This is a genomic window from Kitasatospora sp. NPDC054795 (assembly GCF_053611565.1).
In genome coordinates, this window is record NZ_JBSHAP010000018.1 from 65,257 (window position 1) to 84,911 (window position 19,655).

General features: G+C 70.8%; 15 protein-coding genes and 1 tRNA gene. All 16 read right to left on the reverse strand.

Features of this window, described 5'->3' with window-relative positions; all coding sequences use genetic code 11:
* Positions 1 to 24: 24 nt before the first annotated feature.
* The 16 genes from ACWGJO_RS09400 to rplK all read right to left on the reverse strand — a co-directional run bounded on the left by ACWGJO_RS09400 (position 25) and on the right by rplK (position 19,552).
* Positions 25 to 765 (reverse strand): SIR2 family NAD-dependent protein deacylase, encoded by a 741-nt coding sequence (locus ACWGJO_RS09400; RefSeq protein WP_380538563.1) that lies wholly within the window; start codon positions 763 to 765, stop codon positions 25 to 27.
* A 90-nt stretch (positions 766 to 855) separates the two neighbouring features.
* Positions 856 to 1,509, reverse strand: coding sequence for a hypothetical protein (locus tag ACWGJO_RS09405; protein ID WP_452182881.1), 654 nt, complete (start codon positions 1,507 to 1,509; stop codon positions 856 to 858).
* A 116-nt stretch (positions 1,510 to 1,625) separates the two neighbouring features.
* Positions 1,626 to 2,306 (reverse strand): response regulator, encoded by a 681-nt coding sequence (locus ACWGJO_RS09410; protein ID WP_452182882.1) that lies wholly within the window; start codon positions 2,304 to 2,306, stop codon positions 1,626 to 1,628.
* Positions 2,303 to 3,490, reverse strand: coding sequence for a sensor histidine kinase (locus ACWGJO_RS09415; protein ID WP_452182883.1), 1,188 nt, complete (start codon positions 3,488 to 3,490; stop codon positions 2,303 to 2,305). Before ACWGJO_RS09415 ends, ACWGJO_RS09410 begins: the two co-directional genes overlap by 4 nt.
* An 82-nt stretch (positions 3,491 to 3,572) precedes the next feature.
* Positions 3,573 to 4,247, reverse strand: a complete 675-nt coding sequence (locus tag ACWGJO_RS09420; RefSeq protein WP_452182884.1) for a DUF4097 family beta strand repeat-containing protein — start codon at positions 4,245 to 4,247, stop codon at positions 3,573 to 3,575.
* A gap of 173 nt (positions 4,248 to 4,420) precedes the next feature.
* Positions 4,421 to 4,494: transfer RNA gene (locus ACWGJO_RS09425), tRNA-Met, on the reverse strand.
* A gap of 209 nt (positions 4,495 to 4,703) precedes the next feature.
* On the reverse strand, positions 4,704 to 8,597 hold the full coding sequence (locus ACWGJO_RS09430; RefSeq protein WP_380538571.1) for a DNA-directed RNA polymerase subunit beta': 3,894 nt from the start codon (positions 8,595 to 8,597) through the stop codon (positions 4,704 to 4,706).
* A 98-nt stretch (positions 8,598 to 8,695) separates the two neighbouring features.
* Positions 8,696 to 12,172: a DNA-directed RNA polymerase subunit beta gene (rpoB, locus tag ACWGJO_RS09435; RefSeq protein WP_387686247.1), complete on the reverse strand. Its 3,477-nt coding sequence runs from the start codon at positions 12,170 to 12,172 to the stop codon at positions 8,696 to 8,698.
* A gap of 710 nt (positions 12,173 to 12,882) precedes the next feature.
* Positions 12,883 to 13,266: a 50S ribosomal protein L7/L12 gene (gene rplL / locus ACWGJO_RS09440; RefSeq protein ID WP_452182885.1), complete on the reverse strand. Its 384-nt coding sequence runs from the start codon at positions 13,264 to 13,266 to the stop codon at positions 12,883 to 12,885.
* Positions 13,267 to 13,357: 91 nt separating this feature from the next.
* The gene (rplJ, locus tag ACWGJO_RS09445) at positions 13,358 to 13,921 is read right to left on the reverse strand and encodes a 50S ribosomal protein L10 (protein WP_045693068.1); all 564 of its coding nucleotides are present in this window, start codon (positions 13,919 to 13,921) and stop codon (positions 13,358 to 13,360) included.
* 371 nt (positions 13,922 to 14,292) lie between these two features.
* Positions 14,293 to 15,171, reverse strand: coding sequence for a hypothetical protein (locus ACWGJO_RS09450; protein ID WP_452182886.1), 879 nt, complete (start codon positions 15,169 to 15,171; stop codon positions 14,293 to 14,295).
* A 185-nt stretch (positions 15,172 to 15,356) separates the two neighbouring features.
* Positions 15,357 to 16,271 carry a hypothetical protein gene (locus tag ACWGJO_RS09455; protein WP_452182887.1) on the reverse strand — a complete coding sequence of 305 codons (915 nt, stop codon included), beginning with the start codon at positions 16,269 to 16,271 and terminating at the stop codon, positions 15,357 to 15,359.
* 89 nt (positions 16,272 to 16,360) lie between these two features.
* Entirely contained in the window at positions 16,361 to 17,239 is an 879-nt protein-coding gene (locus ACWGJO_RS09460) for a hypothetical protein (RefSeq protein ID WP_452182888.1), read from the reverse strand.
* A 123-nt stretch (positions 17,240 to 17,362) separates the two neighbouring features.
* Positions 17,363 to 18,142 carry a hypothetical protein gene (locus tag ACWGJO_RS09465; RefSeq protein WP_452182889.1) on the reverse strand — a complete coding sequence of 260 codons (780 nt, stop codon included), beginning with the start codon at positions 18,140 to 18,142 and terminating at the stop codon, positions 17,363 to 17,365.
* A 150-nt stretch (positions 18,143 to 18,292) separates the two neighbouring features.
* Positions 18,293 to 19,015, reverse strand: a complete 723-nt coding sequence (rplA, locus tag ACWGJO_RS09470) for a 50S ribosomal protein L1 (RefSeq protein WP_387686236.1) — start codon at positions 19,013 to 19,015, stop codon at positions 18,293 to 18,295.
* A 102-nt stretch (positions 19,016 to 19,117) separates the two neighbouring features.
* A complete protein-coding gene (gene rplK, locus ACWGJO_RS09475; RefSeq protein ID WP_359897545.1) occupies positions 19,118 to 19,552 on the reverse strand; it encodes a 50S ribosomal protein L11 in 435 nt (144 codons plus the stop codon).
* Positions 19,553 to 19,655: the final 103 nt, after the last annotated feature.

Here is a 19,655-nt window from a genome sequence, read left to right on the forward strand (position 1 = left end):
GAACATGACCCTTCCGGCCCCCGCTCAGGCCCGTTCCAGGACAAGTCGGCGCACCAGCTTCGGCAACGCCTGCGAGATCGGCTCCCGGATCACCTCGGCCGCGGCCTCGTCGTAGGGCGTCGGCTCGCCGTTCACGATGATCAGCTTCGCCCCGGTCCGCACCGCGTTGTACGGCAGCCCCGCCACCGGGAACACCTGGAGGCTGGTGCCGACCGCGATGAAGACGTCGCAGGCCCGGGCGACCGCGTCGGCCTGCCCGAGCACCTCCGGGTCCAGGTTCTCGCCGAACATCACGATGCGCGGCTTGAGGATCCCCCCGCACTCCCGGCACGCCGGGTCCGGCTCGCCCGCCCCGACCCGCTCCAGCGCGTCCGCCATCGAACCGACCACCCGGCAGCGCAGGCACTGCGTCTCCCGCACGTTGCCGTGCAGTTCGAGCACCTTGCGGGCGGTCAGCCCGGACCTCTGGTGCAGCCCGTCGATGTTCTGGGTGAGCACCCGCAGCGGCAGTCCGGAGCGCTCCAGGTCGACCAGCGCCCGGTGCCCGGCGTTCGGCTCGGCGCCCAGCGCGCCCGTCTCCAGCCGCATCCGCCAGGCCCGCCGCCGGACCTCCGGGTCCTCCAGGTACGGCCCGATGGTGACCAGCTCCTGCGCCGACGGGTCCTTCTGCCACAGCCCCTGCGGGCCGCGGTAGTCGGGGATGCCGGAGTCCGTCGAGATGCCCGCGCCGGTGAGCACGGCGATCAGGGGGCGCTTCGCGTTCATACCCCGGACCGTACGGCTCCCGGCCCACGACCGGCCACCGAAAATCCGGGGGCGCCGGGCCGGGGCCCGCTTCGGGCCAGGACGCGCGTTTCAGGCCAGGGCGGCGCGCGGCGCGGAGGCCGGGCGGGCCAGCGGGGCGAGCGCGAGCAGGTAGCAGGCGGCGGCGAGCGGGACGAGGGCCAGGTCGACGCCCGAGGCCAGGGTGCCGAGCAGCGCCAGCACCGGGCTCCACCAGCGCAGTGCCCGGGAGCGGCCCGCCGCGGCGGCGGTCAGCAGCGCCAGCAGGCCGACGTAGAAGAGCAGCGGGCCGACCTGGTAGACGACCGGCAGCACGCCCGGGAAGTCCTGGACCCGGTCGAAGAGCCGCGACTGCTCGGCCTTGTCCGCCGCCGCCAGCCCCACCACCAGGTCGATGCCGATCTGCGCCAGCGAGCAGAGCAGCCCCGCGAGGGCCGTCCCCAGTGCCGCCCCGGCCGCGGTCCGCCCGGCCGTGCCGCGCGGGGAGAGCCGCCGGTGCAGGGCGAGGAGGACGGGGGCGAACAGCAGCAGCCCGGCGAGCATCGCGGTGTGCCCCGCCGTCCAGCCGGGGCCGGGCGCCCGGGAGCCCGGCACCAGGCGGATGCCGCCGTAGAGGGCCATCAGGGCGGGGGCGCCGACGACGGCGTACGGCGTGAGGCCGCTGAGGCGAGTGGGGCGGTTGGTGCGGGTGGGGTGGGTGTTCCGGGCATCCAGGGCGGCGTTCATCCGATGGTCTCCAGCGGTGTGGTCCGTTCCGACACCGCAGAGCCTCCCGGCCGGGGCCCTCGTCCCGGATCACCCGCACCGGTGAACCGGCCGCCTCCCCCGCACGGGGGAGCCCGTCAGGACTCCCCCGCCACCACCGCCCCGGCCTCGTACGCGAACACCACCGCGTGCACCCGGTCCCGCAGCCCGAGCTTGCTCAGCACATTGCTGACGTGCGTCTTCACCGTGTGCTCGCTGACCACCAGCTCGGCCGCGATCTCGGCGTTGGACAGCCCGCGCGCGATCAGCCGCAGCGTCTCCCGCTCGCGCAGGGTCAGCTGCTCCAGCAGCCGCGACGGCGGTCGCACCGCCCGCTCCGGCGCCCCCGGCCGACGGGCCGCGAACTCGCCGATCAGCCGCCTGGTCACCGACGGCGCGAGCAGCGCCTCCCCCGAGGCGACCATCCGCACCCCGTGCGCCAGGTCGTCCCGCCGGACGTCCTTGAGCAGGAAGCCGCTGGCGCCCGCGTACAGCGCGTCGAAGACGTAGTCGTCGACGTCGAAGGTGGTCAGCATGATCACCTTGGTCGACGGGAACTCGGCGCACACCCGGCGGGCCGCCTCCAGCCCGTCCATCACCGGCATCCGGACGTCCAGCAGCAGCACGTCCGGGCCGTGCGCGCGCACCGCCTCGATCGCCTCGGCACCGTCGCACGCCTCGGCCACCACCTCGATGTCCGGCTGCGCGTCCAGGATCATCCCGAACCCGGCCCGCACCAGCTCCTGGTCGTCCGCGACGACCACCCGGATCGGCGTCATTCGTCCATCCTCTCCACCACCCCGCCCGTGCCCAGCGGCAGCCGGGCCCTCACCAGGAAACCCCTGCTCTCCGGCCCCGGCCCGGCCTCGGCCCGCCCGCCGCAGGCCGCCGCCCGCTCCCGGATGCCGACCAGCCCGCGGCCGCCGGACCAGCCGACCACCGCACGGCCGGCCGCGGCCGGCACCCCGCGGCCGTTGTCCGAGACCACCACCTCCAGCACCTCCCCGGCCCGCCGCACCCGGACCGCGACCCGGTCCGCCCCGGCGTGCTTGACCGTGTTGGTCAGCGCCTCCTGCACGATCCGGTACGCCGCCGTCTCCACGTCGGCCGGCAGCGGGCCCTCCTGCCCCGGAAGTTCGAGATCCACCCGCAGCCCCGCCGCGCGCACCCGGTCGGCCACCCCGGCGAGTTCGGCCAGCCGGGGCTGCGGCGCCAGCTGCCGGCCCGCCTCCGGGTCCTTCAGCACCCCCAGCACCCGCCGCAGCTGGACCATCGCGTCCCGGCCCGCGTCGGCGATGGTGTCGAACGCGCGGACCGCCCGGTCCGGATCGCTGCGCACCACCACCGGCCCGGCCTCGGCCTGGATCACCATCAGCGAGACGGCGTGGGCCAGGATGTCGTGCATCTCCCGGGCGATCCGGGCCCGCTCCTCCGCCACCGCCCGGGCCGCGTCGCTCGCCGCCCGTTCGCCGGCCTCCCGGGCCCGCTCCGCCTGCACCCGGGCCAGCTGCCGCTGGGCGCGCACCAGCGAGCCGAACACGAAGGTGCCGACGGAGGTGACCAGGCTGAACAGCGCGCCGTTCGGCGAGTGGGTGCCCAGCACGTTGCCGACCACCACCACCGCCAGCACGCTCCACCGCACCCGCTCCGAGGACCGTTCCGCCACCGTGTAGAGGGCGACCACCCCGGACAGCGGCACCTGGGGGTTGGCCGAGTGCGCCACCACCGAGATCACCAGCGACGGCGCCGTCGCCAGCGCCAGCACCGTCAGCGGCCTCAGGCGCCGCCAGGGCAGCGGCAGCGCGGTCGCCACCGCGAGCAGGTGGACCCACCACGGGCGCACCGTGGTGTCCTGGGACACCGCCCAGAGCGCGACCCCGGCCGCCGCCACCGCCAGCAGCGAGTCCGGCAGGTACGGGCCGAACCCGTCCACCCGGCCGCGCAGGCGTACCGCACGCTCCACCCCGGTCCCTCCCCCGTAGCCGGGGACGCCGCCCCCGCGGAGGAGATCATGCCCTACCGGCAGCGCCTGCGGAACGCCCAGGTCAGACACCGCTGACCGTCACACCGCCGGTCTCCGCCCGGGCGCTGATGCTGCGCGCCGCGCCCGGCTGCGAGGGAATGCCCAGGTCCACCGCGCCGGCCGAGGCCCTGGCGTCCACCGCGTACGCCTCCCCGGCCGGCACCCGCAACCGCACCCCGCCGTTGGTGGTGCTCGCCTCGACCTTCGACGGCGCCGCGGCGAAGTCGGCCCGCACCCCCCCGTTCACCGTGGTCAGCCGCACCCGCGGGGCCCGCAGCCCATCGGCCTCGACCCCGCCGTTGGTCACCTCGGCGTCCACCTCGCCGGCCAGCCCGGACAGCTTGACGCCGCCGTTGCCCTCCTTCACCCGCACCCTGGTCCCTGCGGGCACCTGCACGGTGTACCCGATCCCGCAGGAGTCGCAGTCGTACGTCAGCCTCAGCACGCCGTCCGTCACCTCGTGGGTGCTCTTCGGCGCGTCCCCCCGGTAGTCCTGCTCCTCGACCACGTGCACGGCGTCACCGCCCCCGTGCACCACCACCCCGCCGTCGGCCCCCTCCACGACGAGCTCCCGGACCGGCCCCGCCACCCCGTAGCTCACCGTCCGGTGCTCCGCGTCGTCCCCGAACGGCAGGCAGGCCGACATCCCGACCAGTACCCCCGCCGTGATCGCCACCGCGCCCAGCACCCGCTTCATCCCCGGCTCCTTCGAAAGCCCGTCGACCCGACACCGGGAACCCTCCCTCGGCGGCCGCCCCGACCGCCTCCCCCGCCGGAGCGGTTCCCGCCCCTCCCCCGTACGACGGAGCCGTCCGGCCCCGGGAATGCCGAAGGGCCCGGAGGCTTGATGCCTCCGGGCCCTTCTCTTTGTAGCGGGGACAGGATTTGAACCTGCGACCTCTGGGTTATGAGCCCAGCGAGCTACCGAGCTGCTCCACCCCGCGTCGGTAAACATGACTCTACGCGACTTCGGCCGAATGACCTAATCGGCTTCCGTCCGCGCCCCGGGCGGCCCCACCGGCCGGCCTCCCCCACGCCCCTCTGGCAGCCTCTGGCGGCCCCCTGCGGCCCCTGGCAGCCCCTGGCGGCCCCCGGGAACGCCGCAGGGCGGCCACCCCGTGGGGTGACCGCCCTGCGATCAGTGCTGCGCGACTCAGCCGGTGTACGGGCCGTAGTCGTAGTCGTCCAGCGGAACCGCCTGGCCGGAGCCGGCGCCGAAGGGCGACAGGTCGTAGTCGTCGTAGCCGACGGCCGAGTACATCGCGGCCTTGGCCTCCTCGGTCGGCTCGACCCGGATGTTGCGGTAACGGGGCAGGCCCGTACCGGCCGGGATGAGCTTACCCAGGATGACGTTCTCCTTGAGGCCCAGCAGCGGGTCCGACTTGGCGTGGATCGCCGCGTCGGTGAGGACCCGGGTCGTCTCCTGGAAGGAGGCGGCCGACAGCCAGGACTCGGTGGCCAGCGAGGCCTTGGTGATACCCATCAGCTGCGGACGGCCGGAGGCGGGGTGACCGCCCTCGGCGACGACGCGGCGGTTCTCCTGCTCGAAGCGGCCGCGCTCGACCAGCTCGCCGGGCAGCAGCTCGGCGTCGCCCGACTCGATGATCGTCACGCGGCGGAGCATCTGCCGGATGATGATCTCGATGTGCTTGTCGTGGATCGACACACCCTGCGAGTTGTAGACCTTCTGGACCTCGGCGACCAGGTGGACCTGGACGGCACGCTGGCCCATGATGCGCAGGACGTCGTGCGGGTTGGTGGCACCCATGGTCAGCTTCTGGCCGACCTCGACCGCCTCGCCCTCGCTGACGAGCAGCTTCACACGCTTCGAGACCGGGTAGGCGATCTCGTCGGTGCCGTCGTCCGGCGTGACGACCAGCTTGCGGGTCTTCTCGGTGTCCTCGATGCGGACCCGGCCCTGCGCCTCCGAGATCGGGGCCACACCCTTGGGGGTACGGGCCTCGAAGAGCTCGACGACACGCGGCAGACCCTGGGTGATGTCGTCACCGGCCACACCACCGGTGTGGAAGGTACGCATGGTCAGCTGGGTACCGGGCTCACCGATGGACTGGGCGGCGATGATGCCGACCGCCTCACCGATGTCGACCAGCTTGCCGGTGGCCAGCGAGCGCCCGTAGCACATGGCGCAGGTGCCGACGGCCGACTCACAGGTCAGGATCGAGCGGGTCTTGACCTCGCCGATGCCGTGGCGGATCAGCTCGTCGATCAGGACGTCGCCGAGGTCGGTGTTGGCGGTGGCAAGGAGCTTGCCGTCCACCGTGATGTCCTCGGCGAGCATGCGGGCGTAGACGCTGGTCTCGACGTCGTCGGCCTTGCGCAGCACGCCGTCCGCACCCACGGAGCCGATCGCCAGCTTCAGGCCGCGCTCGGTGCCGCAGTCCTCCTCGCGAATGATGACGTCCTGGGAGACGTCGACCAGACGACGGGTGAGGTAACCGGAGTCGGCGGTACGGAGGGCGGTGTCGGCCAGACCCTTACGGGCACCGTGGGTGGAGATGAAGTACTCCAGCACGGACAGACCCTCACGGAACGACGCCTTGATGGGTCGCGGGATGGTCTCGTTCTTGGCGTTCGACACCAGACCACGCATACCGGCGATCTGGCGCATCTGCATCATGTTTCCACGAGCACCCGAGTCGACCATCATGAAGATGGGGTTCGTCTTCGGGAAGTTCTCGTTCATGGCCTCGGCGACCTCGTTGGTCGCCTGGGTCCAGATGCCGATGAGCTCCTGCTTGCGCTCGTCGTTGGTGATCAGGCCGCGCTCGTACTGACGCTGGACCTTCTCCGCCTTCGCCTCGTAGCCCTCGAGGATCTGGGGCTTGTTCGGCGGGACGACGACGTCGGAGATCGAGACGGTGACACCCGAGCGGGTCGACCAGTGGAAGCCGGACGCCTTCAGGTTGTCCAGGGTCGCCGCGACGACGACCTTGGGGTAGCGCTCCGCCAGGTCGTTGACGATCGCGGAGAGCTGCTTCTTGCCCACCTCGTAGTCGACGAACGGGTAGTCCTCGGGCAGCAGCTCGTTGAAGAGCGCGCGGCCCAGGGTGGTGGTCAGGCGGAAGGGCTCGCCGTCGAACCAGCTCGACTGGCCGTCCTCGTCCACCGGGGCGGTCCAGCCGCGCGGCGGGACGGTGCCGGCCGGCAGGCGCAGCTCGATCGGGGCCTGGACGTCCAGGTCGCGGGCGTCGAAGGCCATGATCGCCTCGGCGGTCGACGAGAAGGTGCGGCCGGCGCCCTTCACGTTGTCGCGGTCCGAGGTCAGGAAGAACAGACCGAGCACCATGTCCTGGGTCGGCATGGTGACGGGGCGACCGTCGGCCGGCTTCAGGATGTTGTTCGAGGACAGCATCAGGATGCGGGCCTCGGCCTGCGCCTCCGCGGAGAGCGGCAGGTGGACGGCCATCTGGTCACCGTCGAAGTCCGCGTTGAACGCGGTGCAGACGAGCGGGTGGATCTGGATGGCCTTGCCCTCGACCAGCTGCGGCTCGAAGGCCTGGATGCCGAGGCGGTGCAGGGTGGGCGCACGGTTCAGCAGGACCGGGTGCTCGGCGATGACCTCTTCGAGCACGTCCCACACGACCGGACGGGCACGCTCGACCATGCGCTTGGCCGACTTGATGTTCTGCGCGTGGTTCAGGTCGACCAGGCGCTTCATCACGAACGGCTTGAAGAGCTCCAGCGCCATGGCCTTGGGCAGACCGCACTGGTGCAGCTTGAGCTGCGGGCCGACGACGATGACCGAACGGGCCGAGTAGTCGACTCGCTTGCCGAGCAGGTTCTGACGGAAACGACCCTGCTTGCCCTTCAGCATGTCGCTGAGGGACTTCAGCGGGCGGTTGCCGGGGCCCGTGACCGGGCGACCACGACGGCCGTTGTCGAACAGCGCGTCGACGGCCTCCTGGAGCATGCGCTTCTCGTTGTTCACGATGATCTCGGGGGCACCGAGGTCGAGAAGGCGCTTCAGGCGGTTGTTGCGGTTGATCACGCGGCGGTACAGGTCGTTCAGGTCGGAGGTCGCGAAGCGGCCACCGTCCAGCTGCACCATCGGACGCAGGTCCGGCGGGATGACCGGGACGCAGTCCAGCACCATGCCGTTGGGCTTGTTGGTGGTCTGCAGGAACGCGGAGACGACCTTGAGGCGCTTGAGCGCGCGGGTCTTCTTCTGGCCCTTGCCGGTGCGGATGATCTCGCGCAGGCGCTCGGACTCCTCCGCCAGGTCGAAGGTCTCCAGGCGGTCCTTGAGGGCCGCCGCGCCCATCGAGCCGGAGAAGTAGGTGCCGAAGCGGTCGCGCAGCTCGCGGTAGAGCAGCTCGTCGCCCTCGAGGTCCTGGACCTTGAGGTTCTTGAAGCGGGCCCACACCTCGTCGAGGCGGTCGAGCTCGCGCTGCGCGCGGTCGCGCAGCTGCTTCATCTCGCGCTCGGCGCCCTCGCGCACCTTGCGGCGCACGTCGGCCTTGGCGCCCTCGGCCTCCAGCTCGGCCAGGTCGGTCTCGGCCTTCTTGGCGCGGGCCTCGAGGTCCGAGTCGCGGCGGTTCTCGATCTGCTGGCGCTCGACCGAGACGTGCGCCTCCAGGGACGGCAGGTCGCGCTGGCGGCGCTCGTCGTCGACCCAGGTGATCATGTAGGCGGCGAAGTAGATGACCTTCTCGAGGTCCTTCGGCGCCAGGTCGAGCAGGTAGCCCAGGCGGGACGGCACGCCCTTGAAGTACCAGATGTGGGTGACCGGGGCGGCCAGCTCGATGTGGCCCATCCGCTCGCGGCGCACCTTGGCGCGGGTCACCTCGACGCCGCAGCGCTCGCAGATGATGCCCTTGAAGCGGACGCGCTTGTACTTACCGCAGTAGCACTCCCAGTCCCGGGTGGGGCCGAAGATCTTCTCGCAGAAGAGCCCGTCCTTTTCCGGCTTCAGGGTGCGGTAGTTGATGGTCTCCGGCTTCTTGACCTCGCCGTGCGACCACTGGCGGATGTCGTCGGCGGTGGCCAGGCCGATGCGGAGCTCGTCGAAGAAGTTGACGTCAAGCACTGGTCGTCAAGCCCTCTTTCGTAAGTCGAGAGTCGTTCATGTGGTCTGAGGGGGGCCTGGGGGCGGGCCGGCCGCTGCTGCGGCCGGCCCGGCCTCCGTCAGACCTCTTCGACGCTGCTCGGCTCGCGCCGGGACAGGTCGATGCCGAGCTCCTCGGCGGCGCGGAACACGTCCTCGTCGGAGTCCCGCATCTCGATGGACTGGCCGTCCGAGGACAGCACCTCCACGTTGAGGCAGAGCGACTGCATTTCCTTGATGAGAACCTTGAAGGACTCGGGAATGCCGGGCTCGGGGATGTTCTCGCCCTTGACGATGGCCTCGTAGACCTTGACTCGGCCGAGGACGTCGTCGGACTTGATGGTGAGGAGCTCCTGGAGCGCGTAGGCCGCGCCGTACGCCTCGAGGGCCCACACCTCCATCTCACCGAAGCGCTGACCACCGAACTGCGCCTTACCACCGAGCGGCTGCTGGGTGATCATCGAGTACGGACCGGTCGAACGGGCGTGCAGCTTGTCGTCGACCAGGTGGTGCAGCTTGAGGATGTACATGTAGCCGACCGAGACCGGCATCGGGAACGGCTCGCCGGAGCGGCCGTCGAACAGTCGGGCCTTGCCGGTGGAGTTCACCAGGCGCTCACCGTCACGGGTGAGGGTGGTGTTGTCCAGCAGGCCGGTGATCTCGTCCTCGCGGGCGCCGTCGAAGACCGGGGTGGCGAGGTTGGTGCCGCCCTCGACCGTGTCGGCGCCGATCGCCTGCAGACGCTGGGCCCACTCGTCGGCCAGCCCGGAGACGTCCCAGCCCTGCTTGGCGAGCCACCCGAGGTGGATCTCCAGGACCTGTCCCGGGTTCATTCGGGACGGGACACCCAGCGGGTTGAGGATGATGTCGACCGGGGTGCCGTCCTCCAGGAACGGCATGTCCTCGACCGGCAGGATCTTCGAGATGACGCCCTTGTTGCCGTGACGGCCGGCGAGCTTGTCACCATTGGTGATCTTGCGCTTCTGGGCCACGTAGACGCGGACCAGCTGGTTGACGCCCGGGGGCAGCTCGTCGCCCTCTTCGCGGTCGAAGACGCGGACGCCGATGACCTTGCCGGACTCACCGTGCGGGACCTTCAGCGAGGTGTCGCGGACCTCACGGGCCTTCTCGCCGAAGATCGCGCGGAGCAGACGCTCCTCCGGGGTCAGCTCGGTCTCGCCCTTGGGCGTGACCTTGCCGACCAGGATGTCGCCGGTGACGACGTCGGCGCCGATGCGGATGATGCCGCGCTCGTCGAGGTCCGCGAGGACCTCCTCGGAGACGTTCGGGATGTCCCGGGTGATCTCCTCGGGGCCGAGCTTGGTGTCACGGGCGTCGACCTCGTGCTCCTCGATGTGGATCGAGGAGAGGACGTCGTCCTGCACGAGGCGCTGCGACAGGATGATCGCGTCCTCGTAGTTGTGACCCTCCCACGACATGAACGCCACGAGCAGGTTCTTGCCGAGGGCCATCTCGCCCTCGTCGGTGCACGGGCCGTCGGCCAGCACCTGGTTGACCTCGACCCGGGCGCCCTCGTCCACGAGCACCTTCTGGTTGAAGGCGGTGCCCTGGTTCGAGCGGGTGAACTTGGCGGCGCGGTACGTGGTGTACGTGCCGTCGTCGTTGGCCACGGTGACGTAGTCGGCCGAGACCTCCTGGACGACACCGGCCTTCTCGGCGGTGATGACGTCCGCGGCGTCGACGGCGCAGCGGTACTCCATGCCGGTACCGACCAGCGGAGCCTCGCTCTTCAGCAGCGGCACCGCCTGGCGCATCATGTTCGAGCCCATGAGCGCGCGGTTGGCGTCGTCGTGCTCGAGGAACGGGATCATGGCGGTCGCGACCGACACCATCTGGCGCGGCGAGACGTCCATGTAGTCGATCTCGGTGCCCGGGATGTAGTCGATCTCGCCGCCACGGCGGCGGACCAGGACACGCGGCTCGGCGAAGTGCAGGTCCGCGGTCAGCGGCGCGTTCGCCTGGGCGATGACGTAGCGGTCCTCCTCGTCGGCGGTCAGGTAGTCGACCTTCTCCGTGACGACACCCTCGATGACCTTGCGGTACGGGGTCTCGATGAAGCCGAACGCGTTGACCCGACCGTACGAGGCGAGCGAGCCGATCAGACCGATGTTCGGGCCTTCGGGGGTCTCGATCGGACACATGCGGCCGTAGTGCGAGGGGTGCACGTCACGGACCTCGAAGCCGGCCCGCTCACGGGACAGACCACCGGGGCCCAGCGCGGACAGACGACGCTTGTGGGTCAGGCCCGACAGCGGGTTCGTCTGGTCCATGAACTGCGACAGCTGGCTGGTGCCGAAGAACTCCTTGATGGAGGCGACGACCGGCCGGATGTTGATCAGGGTCTGCGGCGTGATCGCCTCGACGTCCTGGGTGGTCATGCGCTCGCGCACGACGCGCTCCATACGGGCGAGACCCGTACGGACCTGGTTCTGGATGAGCTCGCCGACGTTGCGCAGGCGACGGTTGCCGAAGTGGTCGATGTCGTCGACCTCGACCACGATGTCGCGGCCTTCGTCGTCACGCCACTCGGTCTCGCCCGCGTGCAGCTTCACCAGGTACTTGATCGCACCGATGATGTCGGGCTCGGTGAGCACGCCGGAGTCCAGCGACTCGGCGTTGCCCAGCTTGCGGTTGACCTTGTAACGGCCGACCTTCGCGAGGTCGTAGCGCTTCGGGTTGAAGTACAGGTTCTCCAGAAGCGTCTGCGCGGCCTCGCGCGTGGGCGGCTCGCCCGGACGCAGCTTGCGGTAGATGTCCAGCAGCGCGTCGTCCTGGCCCTGGGTGTGGTCCTTCTCCAGGGTGGCGCGCATCGACTCGTACTCGCCGAACTCCTCGAGAATCATCTCGTTGGTCCAGCCGAGCGCCTTGAGCAGCACGGTGACGGACTGCTTGCGCTTGCGGTCGATGCGGACGCCGACCATGTCGCGCTTGTCGATCTCCATCTCCAGCCAGGCACCACGCGAGGGGATGACCTTGCAGGAGTAGATGTCCTTGTCGGACACCTTGTCCAGGGTGGAGTCGAAGTACACACCCGGGGAGCGGACGAGCTGCGACACGACGACACGCTCGGTGCCGTTGATCACGAACGTGCCCTTGTGGGTCATGAGCGGGAAATCGCCCATGAAGACCGTCTGAGACTTGATCTCACCGGTCTCGTTGTTGGTGAACTCGGCGGTGACGAAGAGCGGGGCCGCGAACGTGAAGTCGCGGTCCTTGCACTCGTCAATGGAGTTCTTCGGCGGCTCGAAACGGTGGTCGCGGAAGGTCAGCGACATCGACCCGCTGAAGTCCTCGATCGGGGAGATCTCCTCGAAGATCTCCTCCAGACCGGACTTCGTGGGGACGTCCTGACCACTCTCCAGGGCCGCCTCGACCCGGGACTTCCAGGCCGCGTTGCCGAGCAGCCAGTCAAAGCTCTCGGTCTGCAGGGCCAGGAGGTTCGGGACCTCGAGGGGCTCCTTGATCTTCGCGAACGAGACGCGGAGCGGGGCGGTGGATGCGGCGGAATTGTTCGAGGCGTTGCGCGGCGCGGCCAAGAGGGGGGTCCTTCCGAGGGCTCGGAGCTCACTACGCGCGTACCAGCCGGGCCTGCTTGGGCTTGGTGCCGCCTCCCTCGCCACTGGCCTCCGCCGGGGTCGAAACCCCAGGTCAGAGCCGCTTTGCGGAGGCGGTGCCAGACCCCATCAGGGCAACGCAAACTCCGGGCGACGAGTCACGGAGAAGCTAACAGGCAGCGCAAAGGGACAGTGTAGCCAATGGCGACACTGCTGTCCAGCTCTGATTCGGAGACCGAATCGGAGACTCCTCCCGGTAGCCGGCGGGCGCGGGCGCCCACCGGGTACTGCTCTAACTCACGTGGAGTCATTTCCCGCCGGAGCCACTGGTTATGCATCCAGTGGCGAACCAACCGGGCGGACTCGCGCCTTGAGAATCGCGCGCCGCGCCAGGTTCGTCAAGGGCCCGCCGGCGGCGCGGGCCTCGACCTGTCTATCGATCCGGAGCCCCCCGGCGTTACAGAAGCCGTGGTGGCGCCGCCCTCGACGACGGTGATCACCATACCCCCCGGCACCGACGGTGCCGAGTGGGCCGTCGGCCACGCCGGCGGGCCGTACCGGCCGGTCGGGGGAACAGGACAGGGGGCGGCCCCGGCGGGGCCCGGACCCGGCCCGGAAACGCGAAAAAGCCGGGCCGACCACCCGCAAGGGTGATCGGCCCGGCCCTACGCCCCCTCAGAGGGGGCGCGAGATCACTTGACGGTGACCTTGGCGCCGGCGCCCTCGAGGGCAGCCTTGGCCTTCTCGGCAACGTCCTTGGCAACCTTCTCCAGGACCTTGGCACCAGCGGTGTCAACGAGGTCCTTGGCCTCCTTCAGGCCGAGGGAGGTCAGGGTGCGCACCTCCTTGATGACCTGGATCTTCTTGTCGCCGGCGCCGTCGAGGATGACGTCGAACTCGTCCTGCTCCTCAGCGGCCTCGGCCGGGGCGCCCGGGGCGGCGATGCCGGCAACGGCGACCGGCGCGGCGGCGGTGACGTCGAACTTCTCCTCGAAGGCCTTCACGAAGGCGGCCAGCTCGATGAGGGTGAGCTCCTCGAACTGCGCGAGCAGCTCGTCCTGGGACAGCTTCGCCATGATGGCGTCCTTCCACTAAATCGGCAGGTTGGTGCCGGATGTACGGGTGGGGCGGGCGTACGGGCCCGCAGCGAGGCGTGAGCCTGCCGAATTACTCGGCGGCGGCGTCCTCGGCGGCGGGAGCCGGCGTACCGGCACCGCCCTGCTCGACCTTGTCGCGCAGCGCGTCCACAGTGCGGACGAGCTTCGACGGCAGGGCCTGGAAGAGCGCGGCAGCCTGGGACTGCTTGGCCTTCAGGGCACCCGCCAGCTTGGCGAGCAGCACCTCGCGGGACTCGAGGTCCGCGAGCTTCTTGATCTCATCGGCGGACAGCGCCTTACCGTCAAGGACACCGCCCTTGATGATGAGAGCGGGGTTCTCCTTGGCGAAGTCACGCAGAGCCTTCGCCGACTCCACCGGGTCACCGGTGACGAAGGCGACAGCCGTCGGACCGTTGAACAGGTCGTCGAGCTCCGTGATCCCGACCTCATTGGCCGCGATCTTGGTCAGCGTGTTCTTCACCACGGCGTACTCGGCGTTGTCGCCGAGCGAGCGACGCAGGGTCTTGACCTGCTTCACCGAGAGACCGCGGTACTCGGTCAGCAGCGCCGCGGAGGAGCCACGGAACTTGTCCGTGATCTCGGCGACGGCGGCAGCCTTGTCGGGCCTGGCCATAGGCTTACGCCTCCTTCCGTGATGTCGAATTCGGGCCGACCGCGAAAGTCGACCTAGGTCGCCGTGGACCGACCGGACGGAAGGAAAGCCCTTGCAGAAATGCAATGAGCCCCGGTGCGCAGGGGCACGGGGCTCGGAACGACCTCGACGGACCTCCACGCGAACGCGGGACCCGGAAGTCGAAGCTCCAGACGCACCTGCGCGGGCTGCCTGCGACGAAGCGCAGATCCTTCGGTCACCTGCTCCCTGACGGGCGCGGCGACAACCAGCGGTCTTTGGCTTCGGCCAGCGTAGCCGGAGCCCTCCGCGAGGTGCAAATCGCCCCCGGACGGGGTGGGCCCGGGCCGTCCCGGAGCATCCCGGGCGCCCGCTCAGCGGGCCAGCGGGGAAACCGTCCGGACACCGGTGTCCGCGGTGTCCGTCTCGGCCGGCGCCTGCGCCGAGAGCAGCGCGCCGGCGAGGTCGGTGTAGAGCACCGAGTCGTCCGCCCGCCCGCTGTCCCCGCTGCCGGTGCGCTGGAGCCGGACCAGCTGGTCCTTGTCGTTGAGCCAGAGGTCCAGGGTGAGGGAGATCGAGCCGCCGGGCGCGAGCGCGGCCCGCAGGCCGTCCCGGCGGGACTGGGTCAGCTGGGTCTGGGCGGCGGCGTACTTCTCGGCGGTGGTGGTGACCCGGTAGTGCTCGACGGTGGAGTCCTCGAACTTCTCCTCGCCGACGAAGACCGGGTCCGTCCCCTCGGCGTTGGCCGCGGTCAGCGCCTCGACCGGGTTCAGCAGGTCGATCAGCCCGGCGTACGGGATCTCCTTGTGGCCGTCCGCGTCCGGCGGGACGGTGAAGCGCTCCCAGTGGCGGCCGCCCTGCCGGGCCGCGGTGGCGGCGTCCCCGCCCTGGTAGGCGACGGTGTCCACGACGATCAGCTGCTCGGCCTCGGCCGGGGTGGAACGCTTGATCTGGAGCGCGGTCTTGGGCTGCCAGAACAGCGGGCCGGACCCGGCGTCCGAACCGAGCCGGTAGCTGACCTTGGCCCGGCGGGCGGTCTGCATGGCCAGCTGGGCGGAGAGCAGCACCCCGTGCGGCGAGCGGTCGGTGGGCTTGGCCTGCGCGCTCGGGGAGGCGGTGGAGAGCGGGGCGCCGACCGGGCTCGGGCTGCCGGACATCACGACGGGCGCGCCGCCGTCCCCGCCGCATCCGCTCAGCCCGCTCGCCAGCAGGGCGACGGCGGCCACTGCCGCCAACCGCTGCCGTGCCGCCATCGCCCGTTCCCCTCTCGCCCGGCCCCGTCCTGCGGCGGCCCCGTCCCGGCCACCTTGCCACCCGTCCCCGGTCCGCCCGGTGGCGGCCCCCTCCGCCGGGCGGATCCACCGGGTCGGCCCAGCCGGGCCCGGGGCCGGGGAGGCGGGGACCGGCTTCCGGCGCCCCGCCTCCCCGGCCGCGCGGATCAGCTGCCGGCCGCGGCCTTCTGGAGCTCGGCGAGGTCGATGAAGTCCGCCGGGGTGGAGGCGATCACCGGGGTGCCGTAGTCCGAGTAGCTGACGGTGACGTTCAGCGCGCCGGCCTTGGTGTCGGCCACCTCGCTCCGCTTGACCACGAGCTTGTCGGCGTCGACCCAGACGTCGATCTGGTCGGTGGTGATGCCGGCCGTGTCCAGGTTCTGCTTGATCTTGTCGACCTGCGCCTGGGTCATGCCCTGGCTGGTGGCCTTGAGCACGTCGGCCGCGCTGAGCACACCGGAGTAGTGGGTGGTGGCCTTGCCGTTCACCGTCTCCTGGCCGACCTCGGTGACCTTGCCGCTGGCGATCAGCGTCCGGACGCCCTGCACCGGGTCCGCGCTCTGCAGCTGGTCGGTCGTGCCACCGGACGCCTTGGCCATGTCGGCCTTGCTGTAGCGCACCCACTTCGGGCTGCCGCTCTCCAGCAGCTGCCCGCCCAGGCCCATGTACATGGCGTCCTTGGCGTACAGGTAGTGCACCTTCGGCCCGCCGGTCAGCGGCTCCAGGAGCTTGGCCATCGGGGAGCCCGACAGGTCCATCGTGAGGTCGGCCTCCAGGCCGTCGGCCCAGGACACCGCCCCCTGGCCCTTCATGACGACCTCGCCGACCTGGATCACCTCGTCGACCTTGGCCGACTTGGCCGCGCCGGTCTTCTGGGTGACCTGCTCCAGGAAGACCGCCGGGCTGACCTTCTCCGGCTTCGCGGCGGTGGTCGGGGCGGCGGCCGACGGGGTGGCCGAGGTGGCGGCCGTGGTCGGCGCGGCCGGGGCGGCGCTCTTGACGTCGTTGTTGTTGCACGCGGTCGCGGTCAGCGCCAGGGCGGCGAGGACGACGGCGACGGCGGTCTTGCGGGTTCCAGCCATGATTCCCCCCTTGAGGACCCCCGGGCGCGTCGTGCGCCCGGGGTGGTAGCCGGTTGTTGCGGGTGGGCCCGGTGTCCGGTCCGGCCGGATCAGCCGAGCAGCTTGAGCACGTCGGCCTCGTTGCCGAGGTCGCCGGCGGCCGGCGCCGCGATCGCGGCGGCCTTGCCGAGGTTGGAGTACTTGATCGTGACGGCCTGCTTCTCGCCGTTGGTGTCGCCGTACTCCTTGTACTGGACGAGCTCCTGGTTGCCGTTCAGCCAGAAGTCGATGGTGAGGGTCTTGCCGTCCTCCTCCAGCGTCTTCTGGACGGCCGTGCGCTGGCCCGCCGAGAGCGCCGTCATCCCGGCCACCAGCGCGGCGGTGTCCTGCTCCGCCCGCAGGTGGGTGGTCTGGACGCCGTCCACGGCCTCCTGGCCGACCTTGGAGAGCTTGCCGCTCTGGGCCGCGACGGTGAGCAGGACGACCGGGTTCGTCATCTGGCCGACCGCCCGGAAGCTGTCGCCCGTCGCGTCGGCGGGCATCTTGACCCAGTGCTTGCCGCCCAGGGCCGGCGCGACGTCGTCGCCGCCGCCGAGGTAGGCGTCCGTTCCGAGCACCCGGATCCGGAGCTTCTTGCCCTCGATGTCGCTGGCCAGGTCCACGGCCGCCTTGGCCGGGTCCTTCCAGTCCGCGTCGCCGGTGCCGGCCGGGTCGGCGGGATCGGCCGGGATCATGGTGACCTTGCCGTTGCCGGCCTTCTGCATCACCACGGCGGACGCGGCCAGCGCGGCCTTCGGGTCCGCGGCCAGGGCCGCCGCGAGCGGGTCGGCGCCCTTGGCGTCGGCGCTCTTGGCGTCACCGGGCTTGGCCTCACCGGTCTTGGTACCGCCCTTGGCGTCGCCGGTCTTGGCGTCACTGCCGCAGGCGGTCGCGGCACCGAGCAGGACGGCCGCCGTCGCGACGGCCGAGGCGAGGCGCAGAGCGCGCATGGAGATACCCCCGTGAGATCCAGATCCCCATGGAAGAACCGATCGTCAGCTCTTCTCATGTTCTTTTCATGCGGACTCTAACGGATCGTCGATGTCCCCACGCACCGGATATCCGCCTCCCCGTCACCCGCCCGCGGCGGGCGTCGCGTCCACCGCCCCGGGAGCAGAGACATCGGTCGTCGTCACCGTGGTTCCCGCGTCCCCCCGGACCGTCTCGCGCAGCCGCAGCAGCTGCATGCCGGGCCCGACCCAGATGTCGTATCCGATCGCCGTCACCCCGTGCTGCCGGTACCAGTCCAATGTGGCGGCGCGCCGTTGCGGGCTCAACTCGTCGTCCTTGCCGAACAGTTCGGCCACCGGCGCGGAGCCCTGGTAGTGCGCCACGGTCACCCCGGCCAACTGCTCGCCGCCGAGCGAGGTGAGCTTGACGCCTTGGGCGACCTCGTACGCCCGGCCGCCCGGGCTGGAGATCAGCGCCGTCGTCCAGCCGCCCGCGAAGCCCTCCGGGTCAGGGCCCGCCCCGGGGTCGACCGACTCGGCGGTGCTCCGCTCCGCGTGCCTGGCCGCGCCGTCCTGGTAGACGAGGTCGAGGGCACCGTCCTTCACGGTCAGCCGGCCGCTGCCGCGTTCGTCGGTGACGGTCAGTCGGGCCTCGTCCGAGGCGCCCCAGACCAGGGAGCCGCTCGCGGTGCGCCGGCCGCCCGGGCCCTCCCGCACCACGTCGATCCGGGCGCTGCCGGCGTCGTCCAGCGCCTGCGCGGCGGTGAGCACCACCTGCTTGGGCGGCACCGGCGCGGGGCCCCCGGGGGTGCCGGTGGTCGGAGCGGCCAGCAGGCTGCACCCGGTGGTGGTGGCGAGCAGCAGGGTCGCTGCGAGAACGGTGGGGCGAGGGGCGGGCGGCACGGCACACTCCGGCGGTCACAGGTGCTCCATGTGGTCTGACCGGCAGAGCGTACGACGGTTCGGCCCGCTGTTCCCATCCGCGGGTGCCCCGGTCCGGCAGCCCGCCCGGCCCTCCGGCCCGCCGTACGGACTGCTCTAGAGCGCTGAGGCTCAGACCGCGGCCGGGTCCTCCTCGACGAGGAGGTTGCGGGTGCGGTTCGGGTCCACCTGGATGCCGGGGCCCATGGTGGTCGAGATCGCGGTCTTCTTGATGTAGCGGCCCTTGGCGGCGGACGGCTTGGCGCGGAGCACCTCGTCCAGCGCGGCGGCGTAGTTCTCGACCAGCTGCTCGTCGGTGAAGGAGGCCTTACCGATGATGAAGTGCAGGTTCGAGTGCTTGTCGACGCGGAACTCGATCTTGCCGCCCTTGATCTCGTTGACCGCCTTGGCGACGTCCGGAGTCACGGTGCCGGTCTTCGGGTTCGGCATCAGGCCACGGGGGCCGAGCACGCGGCCGAGGCGGCCGACCTTGCCCATGAGGTCCGGGGTGGCGACGACGGCGTCGAAGTCGAGGCGGCCCTTGGCGACCTCGTCGATGAGCTCGTCGGAGCCGACGATGTCGGCACCCGCAGCACGCGCGGCCTCGGCACGCTCGCCGGTCGCGAAGACCAGGACCCGAGCGGTCTTACCGGTGCCGTGCGGGAGGATCACGGTGCTGCGGACCATCTGGTCGGCCTTGCGCGGGTCGACACCCAGACGCATGGCGATCTCGACGGTGCCGTCGAACTTGGTGGTGCTGGTCGCCTTGGCGAGGCGGACGGCCTCGAGGGGGGCGTAAAGGCGCTCGCGGTCGACCTGGGCGTCCGCGGCCTTCAGGGCCTTGCTGCGCTTCATGGCTGCTCCTGAATGGTGAATGGAGGTGTGGTGTCACGGGCCTGCGCGGGCCCTACCACAAGAACGGCTGAATCAACTTTTCCCTGACGGGAAGGGAGATTCTCAGCCCTCGACGGTGATGCCCATCGACCGGGCGGTGCCGGCGATGATCTTCTCCGCGGCGTCCAGGTCGTTGGCGTTCAGGTCGGGCATCTTGGTGGTGGCGATCTCGCGGACCTGGGCGCTGGTGAGCTTGGCGACCTTGGTCTTGTGCGGCTCGCTGGAGCCCTTGTCCACACCGGCGGCCTTCAGGATGAGGCGCGCGGCCGGCGGCGTCTTCGTGATGAAGGTGAAGGAACGGTCCTCGTAGACCGTGATCTCCACCGGCACGATCATGCCGCGCTGCGACTCGGTCGCGGCGTTGTAGGCCTTGCAGAACTCCATGATGTTGACGCCGTGCTGACCCAGCGCGGGGCCGACCGGCGGCGCCGGGTTGGCCGCACCGGCGTTGATCTGGAGCTTGATAAGCCCCGTGATCTTCTTCTTCTTGGGAGGCATGTCTCTCCGGGTCCTTCCGAGAGGTGATTGCTGGTGCGTGCGGAACCGGGGCGACACCCGGCCGCCAGCACACACATCGGACCAGGCTAACGCGTCGGCGCCG